12 protein-coding genes are annotated in these 13,345 nt (G+C 53.8%); 6 read left to right on the top strand and 6 right to left on the bottom strand.

What is annotated here, in order from left to right:
* The first annotated feature begins 110 nt into the window (after positions 1–110).
* The 3 genes from LZP73_RS05745 (at position 111) to LZP73_RS05755 (ending at position 3,797) form a co-directional block, all read left to right on the top strand.
* Entirely contained in the window at positions 111–1,124 is a 1,014-nt protein-coding gene (locus LZP73_RS05745; RefSeq protein ID WP_234233515.1) for a flavin reductase family protein, read from the top strand.
* 27 nt (positions 1,125–1,151) lie between these two features.
* Positions 1,152–2,516 (top strand): hypothetical protein, encoded by a 1,365-nt coding sequence (locus LZP73_RS05750; protein WP_234233516.1) that lies wholly within the window; start codon positions 1,152–1,154, stop codon positions 2,514–2,516.
* A gap of 66 nt (positions 2,517–2,582) precedes the next feature.
* Positions 2,583–3,797 carry a glutamine amidotransferase gene (locus tag LZP73_RS05755; RefSeq protein ID WP_234233518.1) on the top strand — a complete coding sequence of 405 codons (1,215 nt, stop codon included), beginning with the start codon at positions 2,583–2,585 and terminating at the stop codon, positions 3,795–3,797.
* A gap of 408 nt (positions 3,798–4,205) precedes the next feature.
* On the opposite strand, the gene LZP73_RS05760 is transcribed toward LZP73_RS05755, so the two are convergent.
* The 6 genes from LZP73_RS05760 to LZP73_RS05780 all read right to left on the bottom strand — a co-directional run bounded on the left by LZP73_RS05760 (position 4,206) and on the right by LZP73_RS05780 (position 10,232).
* Positions 4,206–4,427, bottom strand: a complete 222-nt coding sequence (locus LZP73_RS05760; protein WP_211164393.1) for a hypothetical protein — start codon at positions 4,425–4,427, stop codon at positions 4,206–4,208.
* Between the two features lie 241 nt (positions 4,428–4,668).
* Positions 4,669–4,989 carry an isocitrate lyase/phosphoenolpyruvate mutase family protein gene (locus LZP73_RS21320; protein ID WP_267960090.1) on the bottom strand — a complete coding sequence of 107 codons (321 nt, stop codon included), beginning with the start codon at positions 4,987–4,989 and terminating at the stop codon, positions 4,669–4,671.
* A 2-nt stretch (positions 4,990–4,991) separates the two neighbouring features.
* On the bottom strand, positions 4,992–5,480 hold the full coding sequence (locus tag LZP73_RS21325; protein ID WP_267960091.1) for an isocitrate lyase/phosphoenolpyruvate mutase family protein: 489 nt from the start codon (positions 5,478–5,480) through the stop codon (positions 4,992–4,994).
* Positions 5,481–5,640: 160 nt separating this feature from the next.
* Positions 5,641–7,248, bottom strand: coding sequence for a flavin monoamine oxidase family protein (locus tag LZP73_RS05770; RefSeq protein WP_234233525.1), 1,608 nt, complete (start codon positions 7,246–7,248; stop codon positions 5,641–5,643).
* A gap of 31 nt (positions 7,249–7,279) precedes the next feature.
* Positions 7,280–9,214: a thiamine pyrophosphate-binding protein gene (locus tag LZP73_RS05775; protein ID WP_234233526.1), complete on the bottom strand. Its 1,935-nt coding sequence runs from the start codon at positions 9,212–9,214 to the stop codon at positions 7,280–7,282.
* Positions 9,215–9,530: 316 nt separating this feature from the next.
* Complete coding sequence (locus LZP73_RS05780) at positions 9,531–10,232, bottom strand: DUF3581 domain-containing protein (protein ID WP_234233527.1); 702 nt, start codon at positions 10,230–10,232, stop codon at positions 9,531–9,533.
* A gap of 458 nt (positions 10,233–10,690) precedes the next feature.
* Here LZP73_RS05780 and LZP73_RS05785 point away from each other — a divergent pair, with 458 nt between their 5' ends.
* The 3 genes from LZP73_RS05785 to LZP73_RS05795 all read left to right on the top strand — a co-directional run bounded on the left by LZP73_RS05785 (position 10,691) and on the right by LZP73_RS05795 (position 13,332).
* Positions 10,691–11,863 carry a porin gene (locus LZP73_RS05785; RefSeq protein WP_234234220.1) on the top strand — a complete coding sequence of 391 codons (1,173 nt, stop codon included), beginning with the start codon at positions 10,691–10,693 and terminating at the stop codon, positions 11,861–11,863.
* A gap of 98 nt (positions 11,864–11,961) precedes the next feature.
* Positions 11,962–12,534 (top strand): FMN-binding protein, encoded by a 573-nt coding sequence (locus tag LZP73_RS05790; RefSeq protein ID WP_234233528.1) that lies wholly within the window; start codon positions 11,962–11,964, stop codon positions 12,532–12,534.
* Positions 12,535–12,543: 9 nt separating this feature from the next.
* Positions 12,544–13,332, top strand: a complete 789-nt coding sequence (locus tag LZP73_RS05795; RefSeq protein ID WP_234233529.1) for a PepSY-associated TM helix domain-containing protein — start codon at positions 12,544–12,546, stop codon at positions 13,330–13,332.
* Positions 13,333–13,345 lie beyond the last annotated feature (13 nt).

Raw genomic sequence — 13,345 nt, forward strand, 5'->3', positions numbered from 1 at the left:
ACTCCAAAACCCTATCTCAGCACTCCAGCTCGAGTTATAAAAAAAGCTTGAAATGCATGAGGCTATACTTTAAGGTTTCGAACCGAAACGAGCAATCCAAGGGTAATAGAATGGAAAACCAAGCTATTTGCAAGGAAGTAAAGCAAGACGTTGCCGGAGTAAAAACCTTTGTTTTCGAAACAGAAACCATATTCACATTTTTACCTGGTCAGTTTATTACTCTGACCTTGCCAACTCAGCAAGGTCCGTTATTACGCAGTTATACACTGTCTTCATCACCGAAAAATGACAACTTTTTTTCCATCACGGTAAGGGCCGTACCGAATGGCAAGGGTTCCAACTGGTTACACCAATATTTAGAACCAGGAATGAGCCTGACTTACACTGGTGCTTATGGTCGTTTCATTCCTGCAGAGTATGAAACGCAAAAATTGTTATTATTAGCGGCAGGCAGTGGGATAACACCGCATTTGTCCACCTTGAGAACATGGCGAGACAAGGCTGTAAGTGTCGATGCCCACTTAATATTCAGCGTCAGAAGCCCGGACCAAATAATTGAATATTATGAGCTATTATCCTTAGCCAATAGTATCAAAGGATTAACTCTCACTATACTGCCGGAAATATTGGATAACCAAAGCTGGCACGGCATTAGTGGCCGGTTGGACGCACTCTGGCTTACGGCACTCTGCCGCGACATAGCCGAAAGGCAAATATTTACCTGCGGGCCAACACCTTATATGCAGGCAATAAAGAAATATTTAACCGACCAAGATATAGGCTTGAGCCGCTACCATGAGGAAGCTTTTGTTTCTCCAGACTTTGAGGTGAGCGTCCCTGCAACAGTCAATACCGAGACCAACAGCTTCTCGGTGCATTTTGCCAAATCTGATATCAAGGTTAGCACTCAAGGACAGGAAAGCTTATTGGATCTTGCTGAAAAAGCAGGAATAAAGGTTAAAAATGCTTGTCGGGCAGGAATTTGTGGCGCGTGCCGAACCTTCAAAAAGTCGGGCAATGTCAACATGAAAGATTTGGGCGGCATACTCCCAAATGAAGTAAACCAAGGCATGGTTTTAATGTGCTGTAGCAAACCCACCAGCGATCTCGTGCTGGATATTTAATCAACACTTTATTTTTAAGGATAAAAAATGAAACCCTCTATACTTCTCGCCGCACTGCTCGCAACTGGAAGCCTGACAGCCAACGCCATGGCAAAGTCCGAAGAAACATTGGCGCCTGCGGTCAACCTTGCCCCAGAACTAGTTGAGTCGACGAGCTATAAGCCTATTTCTCAAAGCGCCAAGCTTAAAAATGTGATGGTCGCTCTGGATATGATGGAGTCAGAGGTCATTTTAATCAATATTGAGACAGATGCCATAATCCAACAGCGATTGGATGATCTGGTCGGCTGGCCAGGTGGCAGGCCCCAGCACGTATTAGTCTCACCCGATGCGAAGTGGATCTATGTCACCACCGACGCCTCGGCAGACGTGGGAGCCAGCATAGTAGTGCTAAGGGTATACAATTATGCATGGAAGTGGGGATTTGCAGAACTGGAGATCACCAAAGTATTGCAGGCCGAACCTGCAGGTACCCAGTCAAGGTTCGATACTCCCACCCAAGTATCCCCCACACAACCTATCGCCAGCTGGACTCAACCAGCCATGACTCAGATACATGGGCCTACAATTTTACCTTATTCTGACTATGTCTATTTCACACAATGGACCGACAATAAAATTAGGGTCATAGATACCGAATTACAAGAATTTGCCAATGTCGATCCCATAGTCATAAATGGGGTCACGGAAAATACCCATGGGGTATTTTTCAACAAGTCAGGCACCCTGGGGATTTCTACCGGTTACTATTATGACAATGGTGATGTTGACTTGTTTTCGGTAGACAAGAAAACCGGTGCCTTGACACTACAGAAGAAAATTCGTTTGGGCGATGAGCAAGCCTATGCCGCTTTCACCCACTTCAATACCTGGATAGATGAACGTTATGCAGTGACGGCATCTATGCAATTTGGTCCTACATCTCATACACCTGCGGGCGTGAACATACTGCCCCCGAGCGTTTGGATGATAGATACCTGGGAAGGCAAGGCCTGGCCAATTCTAGGCACAGCCAGTAACGATAATGAGGCCGGGGTACTGCGTTCCGCTTCCGATGTGACTGTCGCGGCAGGAAAACTCTATGTCGCTGAAGAAGACTCTATCGATGGCAGTTATGGCGATGACGGTTTCATCGCTATCTATGATTTAACCGACAAGAGTAACCCTCAGTTTATTAAACGTTTAAAACCTGGACAGGGTTTACCCACGGACTTTGCCGTCGCCCATGGTTTGGGCGTGAGTGCTGACCAACGCTTCATTTACATTTCAAGCTATGCGTCTAAGTACATCTTAAAACTGGATACCTTGACCGACACCATAGTGAAAACCTATGGCCCAGAGGACGGTTTGACCATGCCCCATGGTGGTTTCGTGTCGGGCGCAATTCGTTAACCCATAGTTGATCGAGCGGGGTGCCAGCCGGCGTCCCGCTCATCCTGTACCCATTGGAAATAAAATATGAAAAAAGTAAATGTAATAAGGCATTTGGCCTTCGAAGATTTAGGCAATATCCAACCCGTCCTCGCTAAATTCAACGCCCAGATCAATTACATAGAAGCGGGTAAGGACGCCATCACCCCGGCATTGAATCAGTGCGATCTCTTGGTCGTCCTTGGCGGTCCAATCGGGGTGTACGATGACAAGGAATATCCCTTCATTCAAGATGAAATTGAGCTGATCCAACAAAGAGTCGCGGCAAAAAAACCGATACTGGGTATTTGTCTTGGGGCACAATTAATGGCTCGCGCCCTGGGTGCAAGAGTCTACCCAGGACATACCAAAGAGATAGGCTGGGGTAGCTTGACCCTGAATTCAAATGTGGCGAATCCATTGGCCGCATTGGGCGAACAAGCGATACTGCATTGGCATGGCGATACCTTCGACTTACCGCCAGGCGCCACCTTATTGGCCAGCAATGAAAATTATCCCAACCAAGCATTCGCCATTGAAGATTTTGGCTTGGCGGTGCAATTCCACCCCGAGGTGACAGTCGCAGGTTTGGAGCAATGGTTGATTGGCCATACGGCCGAAATCGCAAGCACGGGCACGGCAAACGTGAATTCCTTGCGCCTGGATAATGCTGAAATAGGCACAGGATTACAGCCCATAGCCCAACAGATCTGGGCCGACTGGCTGCGTTGCCAGGGCTGGACTCAGCAGGATGAAACCGGCTGCACGTCATTAAGCTTTAAAGGCAATCCCATAAAGGTTCTGGGGCAATTCCCCGAGGTGGGTCAAACTGCGCCGGACTTCAGCCTGATCGACAGCAAATTGGCCCCGCTGACCCTGGCCAATTTGCAGGGTAAAAAAGTCGTATTGAATATATTTCCCAGCATAGATACCCCTGTGTGTGCGCTGCAATTGAAAACCTTCAACCAACACCTAGCGAACCGGGACGATGTCACCCTGGTATTTGCCTCGTTGGATCTGCCTTTTGCCTATAGCAGATTCTGTGCGGTAGAAGGGATAGAGAACGCGATAACCGCATCCGACTATCAATCCCAGTCATTGGCGGCAAATTATGGCGTGAAAATGCAGGGAGGACCGCTATCGGGTCTTTACGCCAGAGCGGTATTGGTGCTGGACGAAAACCAGACCATAGTGCATGCCGAACTGGTCGATGAAGTCACGAATGAGCCGGATTACCAGGCCGCGCTGCAAGCATTGTCCTAGACATGAGTCGCAGAAGGCCTGCCGGGATGGCAGGCCTTCTGCACACCCCCGCCCACTTAAGTGCAAACTGCCCTGACTGACAGCAATCCTCAACCTCCATAGAAACATCAGGCCTACACTTTCAGCGCGCCACATTGCGAGCGGCCTATATGGCGAGCGGCATAGTTTTAGAGCAGCATAGTTTTAAAGCCGCGCCGGCGTCTGGCATGCGCTATCTGGAATAAGCAACCTGGAATAAGCTACCTGGATTAAGCAACCTGAATAAGTTATTTGGATTAAGTCAGACGAAGGAAGAGCGAGGCATTGAGACAGGTGATTGACGCTGTATGTCTTATATCTTGGAGCCGGAGCATAAGTCTTGAAGCGAGAGCATAAAGGTGGCGACGAGCCACCTTTATCATTGTGCATTTACGCTTTCAAATCGGCCAGCGCTGCACCAAAGTTGATGTGGAAAACACCACCATCAAGCAATACCGCAGGTACAGATTTAATACCAGCCGCTTCCGCTTCGGCCAAACGTCCTGGCTGCTCACCCAAGTGAACGATTTCAGCGTTAAGGGCTTTGGCAACAGCTTGTTCAGCTTCAACACAGACAGTACAACCGGCATGGTAAAAAATAGGTTTGCTCATGATTTTATTCCTTTAAGTGTAAACCGCATTTAAGTTTCGTATCGAAACAAACCCAGTTTACCCGCTCAAATCCGGCTGTCAAATAGTTTCGATTAAAAACCTTTTTTAAATGTAAACCCGGAATGAATTAACCGGCCTGGCTATGCCGGACCAGAGGCTGAGCCGCATGACTTGCACACAGGCAAGCCATAGATGCCGCGCCAGGGGCAATGTTGCTGCCAACGACCCGGTCGGGCGCAGTTCAGACAAACAAGTCATTGACCGCGGCGAAGCTTAACTCCTTAGCCTCTGCCTGCACCTCGCGGCCGCTCCCCAGGAAATGAGACGACGCGTGCAACAGTGCCGCATAGGCACCCAGGAAAGGGGCCGGGCCCTGGCTGAATCTCGATATCCCGGCCTCAAACAGCCCGGCTATCCGGCTGCCGCCATCCAGCAGCATGAAGTTCAGCGGCATATCGAGACCCTCGGCCAAACGCGCTGCAACCTGCTGCGAGTCTATGCCGGGAATGAAACCGCAATCGGCGCCGGCGGCCCGATAGGCAGACAGGCGAGCCCGGGTCATGGCTATGGCCTCTCGCCTGCGGCCAAGTCACGCAAGTAGACATCCGTCCTGGCATTGATGAACACCTCACGGCTCGACGCCGAGGCGCGAATGGCGCCGATTTTATCGACCAGCAACGCCGGTGGCCTGCACCCGTCTTCCAGATTGATTCCGACAACCCCGAGGGCAAGCAGATCCGCGACCAAGGCGGCGACGGCCCGAGGCTCATGGCTGTAGCCATCTTCTATATCGACACTCACGGGCACCTTGCTGACCCGCATTATGCCTTCGACGGCATGCAGCAGCGCCGCTCGCGGCAAGGCGCCACCATCGGCATAGCCCAATGACCAGGCCAGAGCCGCACTGCTGGTTGCTATGGCCGGGGCGCCCGCCATTTGCAACAGGGCGGCACTCGCCGCATCCCAGGCATTGGGTAACAGCAGCGGCACTCTATGTGAGTGTAATAGGGTGAAGGTCTGTAAAAGTGATGCCGACCTGGCTGAGGCTGTCATAGTGTATTTCTCTGTTAGGAATGATGCTTTACTCTAGCCAGACCTGGACCGAAATCATCGCGGGAAACGGCACTCAATCGCAAACAGAACGGCGGGAGGCATTCAAGCCTAAACGCTGGCGAGTCAGGGCCCGGCTTTCGCCGGGCCCTGTGCATCAAGACTAGAGTTGCTTCATCAACCTGGCGAGCATCAGATCTGCGGTTTGCAGCGCCCCTTCGACCCAACCCTGGCCATCCGAATAGGCCTCGCCACAGATGAATAACCTGGCATTGTCCAGCGGCTGCACTATCTTGTGCTTCACCAGATTGCTTTGCACTCCTATGTTCCAGCTATTCCAACCGCCGCCATAGGGATCGTCACCCCAGTCACGAAATGCCGCCTGGGTCGGTTGGCTGTTGACTTCCTCACTCGGCGATACGTCGTGCATCAGGTTCAGCTGACGGGTCACCTCGGTCACCATGGCGGCGGGGGCCTGGTGGGCGCGCCACTGAGGGTCGATATCCTGCTGGCTGCACTTGACCGCGCTGAAGGCCTGGGCATCGCTCAGCGGCAGGGTCTCCAGCTGTTGCCGCCACGCCAGGCCACGTTTCTGCCGGTAGCCATCCCAGAAACCGACATTCACCCCGTCGTCGTAGCTGGCCATCAGAATGGCGGGGCCGCTCAGAGCCGGCTTGCCCTCTGAGGTTGGCCAGTAGTAGGTTTGCCGTACCGGCAAGTCTGTGACACTGCGTCCGGCTTCGATACCCGACTGCTCGACCCACCAGGGTTGTTGATAAGCGGTAAAGAGCTTGAACAAGGGTCTGGGGGTCACACTGGAGGTGAGCTGTTTCACCTCGGGCAGCTGTAACAGCGGACAGGTATTTTCCAGCAAGTCCAGCGACCGCCGCGGCATCGCCAGCACCAGGTGAGTGGCGCTGCATTGACGCTCGGTCCCGCCGCAGCTGAAGTTCAGCTCGAACCGGCCATCCTCCTGGTTGAAGCCCATCAGTTTATGGCCCATATGCAGCTCACCATTCAGGGCACTGAACTCCTTGGCCAGCGCCAACGGCACCTGCTGAAAACCCAGCTTGAAGCCGTGATAACTCACGTCATCACCGAAATCGGTCAGAAACCAGGGGATGGCATCGGCGGCATTCCAGTTCGACATGGTCGAGTCATAGCCGCCGGCATCGAGGCAATAGTGGTAGTCTTCATTGGTCAGCACCTGTTGCAGCACATTCCAGAAGCCTTGCTCATACAACATCTTGCCCTGGAATTCGGCCCGCTGCGCCATCTCCCGCCGCTCCCTTTCGCTCAGATGCGGCGCCGTGATGCCCGGCACTATCTCCTCGATGGCATCTATCATCACGGTTCCCGGGGTCTGGGCGAAGGCGGCAAAACTGTAGTTGTAGGGCAAGGCATAGGGATTGTTTTGATAATCCTGCAGCCGCAGGCGCACCTCGCGCAGATAGGCCAGGTTGACCGGGGTATCCACGGGGAAAGGATAGAGTTCTATGGGTTGAGTCAAGGAGGCGAACTCGTTGATCTGTTTCAGTAAGGCATTGATCAGCGGCTGGCGCTGCGCATCCAGGATGCGCATCCCGCCGAGCTCGGCCACCATGTTGTCCACCCCAGGGGCCCTGACCGACAGGAGCCGGCCACCGATGCGCTCACTGCCTTCGAACAGGGCGATGGAACTGCCCGGAAATTGCTTTTTAAGTTGCCAGGCGCTGTAAACGCCCGACATGCCGCCACCCACTATCGCTATATCGAAATGATTGTTCTGCATGGTTTTCATCCTTGATTATCTCTATGGGTTGTTACGCCAGATAGCTGCCGGCATCCGGCGATATCTCATCCAGTAAGGTTTTATGGAAGTAATTCGATGAAGGCAGCCTGCACCCGCCATTGGCGAGCGCATTGCCACCGACGGCCTGGGGATCGCGCTGGGTACGGATATCCAGTACATAGGGCTTGTTCTGGCCGAGGACATAATCCACGGCCAAGGTCAGGGCCGGCTCCAATTCCTCTACTCTTGCGACCACACGCCCCTGAATCCCCGCCCCCATGGCCGTGGCGATCTGGCAGAAATCCAACCGGGGGTGCTGCAACGACAGATAGTCCACTTCGTAATTGCGGTAGTCGGCACCGTCATCCGTGTCCAAGGCCAACGGCTTACGCTTCGGCTGCCAGCCATAGGAGTCGATCACCTCCTCCAGGCCATTCTGCAGGGTGTGGTATTCCCTGTTGTTGGTGATGATATAGAGGACTGCCAATTGGCTCTTGGCGGCGGTCCACCAGACCTGTGGGTAGAAGAGCGAAGAACCGTCACCCACGGCATTGATCACCAACTTGGGGGTCACCCCCTGCACGGCCCTGGGTTGCAGCTTGATCCCCAGTGACGCAGGCATGGACCACCCCAGGGAGCCGCCGGAGACGCAGTAATAACTTATCGGCCGGCTCATTTCCTGAGTCAGCGGCATCAGATACTGAAAGCTGGCGCTGTCGGAGACGGCCTCGTGCACATAGACAAACTCCTTGGCCAAGTTACGGGCGACTATGGTCTGCGCCAGGTAATGGGGGATCAAGGCCGGATTGATACAGTCCTGCAACCTGGCCTGGGACAGATAAGCCTGCCAGTCCCGGCGGCGCTGCAGACTGAGCCGGCTCAAATGTTGATTGCGCTCATCCCGCTCCAGCAGCTGTTGTTTCGTCAGTGTCTGCTGAGCCACAGTCTGATTGATTTTTTCCAGGCTGGCCTTAACGCCGCCGAGTACCGCATGGCTGCCGTAATAATTCTTGCCTATGTCCCAGGTGTTGTTGGCCAGATAGAGAATGTCGACACTGTCGGGGATCAGCGGGCCATCGGCATAGTTGAACACTGTCACCTGCGCCTGGTTGCTGTATCCCACGAGGAAGGCCACGTCGTGCTCACCGAACAGGGCCTGCAGCATGGCCTGATTGCCGGGCAGTTCCCCCTGCCAGTGGTAGTCGTCATTGGGAAAGTTGGCCAGGCTGCTGAAGGTCTGCAACACCACGGGGGCGCCCACGGCTTCGGCCAGGCGTTGCAACTCCGCCGTCGCATCGGCATAACCTACCCCATCGCCGGCGACGATCAGTGGTTTTCTTGCCTGGGCGAAACGGGCGGCCAGGCGGGCGATTTCATCGGCATCGCCGGCGAAATTGTCCGGGATCCTGGTGATGCCGGGGAGTCTCTCAGGCAACCCAGGAAGGGGCTTTGCCATCATGAATTCCCAGGGGATGGAGATGAAAACAGGGCCGCAGGCGGGTGCCTTGGCTTCTTTGAAGGCGCGCTGCAGCACCAGGGGGAATTCGTAGGCGGTGCGCAACTCATGGGACCATTTACAGTATTGCTTGGCCAGCTCGGCAATGTTGGACGACAACAAAGGTTCCTGGGTGACCAACTCATTCTGCTGCTGACAACACAAGATCACCAGGGGCACCTGGGAGCGGCTGGCATTGAACAGGTTGCCTATGCCATGGGCGATCCCAGGGGTGATATGCACCAGCAGCACCCCGGGTTCCCCCGTCATACGTGCCGCCCCCATGGCCGCCCCCATGGCGATGTTCTCGTGCAGGCATTCTATGTACTCGACCTTATTTTCCGGATAGGAAGTCCCATCTATTATGGGGATCTCGTTGGTGCCGGGAACACCGAAAATTTGCTTGATATTTAATTGATTGAGGGCATCGAACAGGTAGTCGCGCATTACGCGGGGCGGTAACGATTGCATAACTTTCATCCTTAAAAGCGAGCCAAATGTGGGTAGTGACCACTCGGCAGCGAATGCGATGCCGAGTGTTCAAAGGTAGTTCAGGGATCTCCTTTGTTCAAACGCCATAGCAAAATTAAGGAATGTCAGAATAGCCAAATACTTAGGCTCATACTGGGATGGCTGTCGGGGGATGCAGTCAAGCGACCACAGGGGCGGCAATGCAGGCTTCGGCGCCGACGCTTATGCCATGGCGGCAACAGGGGATGGGGAGGAGCACAGGGCATAGTCGCCTATGCCCAGGGAGCTGATCTCAAGCGGTGGTCAATGCGCCGGCTTAGAAGGCGTCACGGTAGGATTCGTACTGGGCACACATATGTTGTGCCTTGTCTTCCTCATAGGGACGCAGACCGCTCATCACCAGGGTCTTCACCCCTGTACCGACCAAGGTATCACCGCTGTGGAGTTCGAATGTCAGGGTCACGTCGCCGCGCTTGCCGTCGATTTTCAGTTCTTGACCCACCAGGGACAGGCTGACGTCGACAAAATCCAGGGTGGTGAGATCGAATGACATGCTCTCGTAGATCACCAGGGGACGATCCGGATTGATCATCACCTGGTGTTGTTTCATCATGGGCACCAGAATGTGGATGAAGTTCAGTCCCGAGAAGGCCACATAACTGCGGATGAAGGCCTCGGTCTGGGCATCGCAGCGGCTGATGTCGCCGTGACGCTCGACATGCAAATAGGTCTTGTCGCGCCTGTCACAAATAGAGAAACTGTCGGCGACCGTCTCGGGGAAGATCAGCTCGACGCCGTCACCCACCATGCCGGCAAAACTGAAACGCATCTTCTGACTCAGGCCGTATTGGGTCAAGACCAGGGAAAACAACAAGTCACCTGGCACACAGAAACGTTTGGCGCCGACATCGTGAATAGGATTAAAGTCCTGGGCAATTTTCTTGGCGAAATCGCTGGCTTGCTGTGCTGAAACCGCGAGTGTCTGATCTTGTTTGGAAAAATAAGGCGCTAAAAACATATTTACTCTATCTATGGTGACTCTGCATGGGAGCTGATGACAAAATGAGCCCGCAGTTTACCCTAATTTCAACCAAATACTCATCCTATGACTCGATTCGGAAGCAGAAAGCGGCTCGGCCACTCTCGCTCATCCAGGTTGTCACAAGATGCCAATCGCCCGCTCGGCTGCGACGCCGACAGGCCACGGCACTTCAAAGTGCTGGTGTTAACTGCCCCGGCACCTGTGATTGACTGCTTTCATTTAACATTCATTCAGTATTCATTCGGCATTTAACTTGCCATTCAGAACCTTAGCTCCGGCTCCCTTCGGGTTCTGTCCTCCATGGCCGGCGGCGGCGAATTCAGCATCTTTGATATAAATCAAAAATAAATGCGAATTATTTGCATTACTCGAAGCAGTTGATAGAATCCTGCACAAATTTACACAAGACTTACAAAAATAATCGGGGATATATGATGAAGAAGACACTGCTAGCTACCGCACTGCTTGGTTTGTTTGCCAGCCACCAGGCCATGGCTTCCGAGGAAACTCAGGAACTGCGCAAGATCATAGCGCAGCAACAGCAGGTACTGAAAGACTTAGAAAAGCGTCTGGAAGCCACAGAACAGCGCGTCGAACAGACTGCCGATGTGGTCGAGGCAAGCGCATCGACCAAGAGCGCCACTACCATAGGCGGTTACGGTGAACTGCACTACAACAACATACATAACAATCTCAATGACACAGACAAGAAAGAGATGGATTTCCACCGTTTCGTGCTGTTCTTCGGCCACGAGTTCAACGACAAGACACGTTTCTTCTCCGAACTGGAAGTCGAACACGTTATCGCCTCTCACGAGGAAGAAGACGCAGGTGAAGTCGAGTTGGAACAGGCCTATATAGAACATGATTTCAGCGACAGCCTGACGGGTAAAGCCGGTCTCTTCCTGATGCCTGTGGGTATCATGAACGAAACCCACGAGCCACCGGCCTTCTACGGTGTCGAGCGTAACCCGGTCGAGAAAAACATCCTGCCCGTCACTTGGTGGGAAGGCGGTCTGGCGCTGAACGTCAAGGCGGCTCCAGGTCTGGCATTCGATGCAGCCGTAACCTCGGGTCTGAAAGTAGAAGAAGACTTCAAGGTACGTGGCGGTCGCCAAAAGGTATCTGAAGCCGCCGCCGAAGATCTGGCCTACACAGGCAGGGTGAAATACACTGCTGTCCCTGGCCTGGAACTGGCTGCCACGCTGCAGTATCAGTCTGATATTGCCCAGAGCAGCTTGGCTGACTCTGCCTCTGCCACCCTGTTCAGCGCCCACGCCATCTACAGCATTCAGAACTTCACGGTTAAAGCCCTGTATGCCCAATGGGATATAGACAATGCCGCCGCCGAAGCCCTGGGCCGTGACAAACAGAAAGGTTTCTACATAGAGCCAGCCTATCGCTTCAACGAAAAAGTCGGCATCTTCGCCCGCTACAACGAGTGGGATAACGAAGCGGGCAACGGCAACGACACGGAAGTGACCCAGACCAATTTCGGTGTAAACTACTGGTTGCATGAGAACGTGGTCTTCAAGGCCGACTACGAAATCGTGGGTGGCGCTAAAGACGCCGACGGCTTTAACCTGGGAGTGGGTTACCAATTCTAATTAGCCGGCGGTTTAGCCACTTGTCCTGACAGGGACACTCAAGTTAACCGGGGGCCAGATTGGCGCCCGGTTATTCCATCGGCTAAGTGAGGACCTAGATGACATCAGCCTTTATCCGTACCCTCTTGCTAGTCTCGGGCCTGAGTGCCACCTTTCTCTGTTTGCCCGTTCGGGCCGATGTCTATCAAAGCAACGAAGACTTCATAGCTCACGCCTTTAATGAAGCCCCTAATCCCCCGGCTGCCGGCGAGCCAGGGTTAACCCAGCGCATTCCCAAGCCCAAGCTGCTCTGGTTAACGGATGACAACAAAGCCGTCATAGCCTCGATCTTGGCCCACGACTATAACAAGCTGCGCTTGCGCTATTGGCAGCGAGGGCAAGATACTGTGTGGATCTTGGAAGAAATCGGCAAGGAATCCCCCATCACGGTCGGCATCCACATTCGCGACCGGCAGATAGTTCAGACCAAGGTGCTCATCTATCGTGAGAGCCGCGGCGACGAAGTGCGCCATGACTTCTTTACTGATCAGTTTAAATCCGCCAGACTAACCCAGGAATTACAACTCGATAGGCATATAGACGGTATCACCGGCGCCACCTTGTCCGTCAGAGCCTTAACCAAGCTCTCGCGCATCGCCCTTTACCTGAATAGCCAGATCCCCCAAACATAAAAGTAATCTATGATCCGAAAACACCTGGACGCAACCCATAGAGCCTCGAGGCAGAAAAGCTTACGCATCAGAATCTTGCGTCAACTGCGGCCCTGGCATAGGCGTCTTGGCATAGTCAGTGTGCTGTTCGTGCTGCTGTTGACCCTCACGGGAGTCGCCATCAACCATAGCCAGGATTTCAATCTCGCCCAAAAACAAGTCCATCAAGGCTGGCTGCTGGATTATTACGGCATCCAGGTTCCGAACCATGTGGCGCAATTTGGCACAGGCGCGGCGCCCCTGCTCATCACAGACAAGCGCCTCTGGCGCGGCAAAACCTTGTTACTGGAAGCCCAGACCCGGCTCATAAGTGCCGCCCGCTTTGGCGAGCTCATACTGGCGATAGATGCCAACCAACTGTATCTGTTCGACAACCAGGGACGGCTGCTGGAAACCCAGAACGCCAGCACAGGCTTACCCCAGGAGCTCCAGGCTCTCGCCGTGATAGGCGAGCAACAAGTCTGGCTCAGGACCCCCAAAGGCTACTATCAGAGCGATGATCAGCTCATCGACTGGGTGCAAGCCATGCCCCTGGCCCCCATAGCCTGGGCGACGCCGTTGACGGCGGCCTCCCCTGAGCTCATCCAGAATGCCCGAGGTGCCAATCTCAATTGGGAACGTGTGTTGCTGGATCTCCACAGCGGTCGCCTCTTGGGCGCCACCAGCGTCTGGATCTGGGATCTCTTCGCCCTGGCCCTGTTGCTGGTCAGCCTCAGCGGCTTCTGGATCTGGTACAAACAAAAACCCGCCAAACACTGACACAGGCTGACGA

It is taken from the genome of Shewanella sp. AS16 (assembly GCF_021412365.1).
In the GTDB taxonomy this organism is placed as follows: Bacteria; Pseudomonadota; Gammaproteobacteria; order Enterobacterales; family Shewanellaceae; genus Shewanella; species Shewanella salipaludis.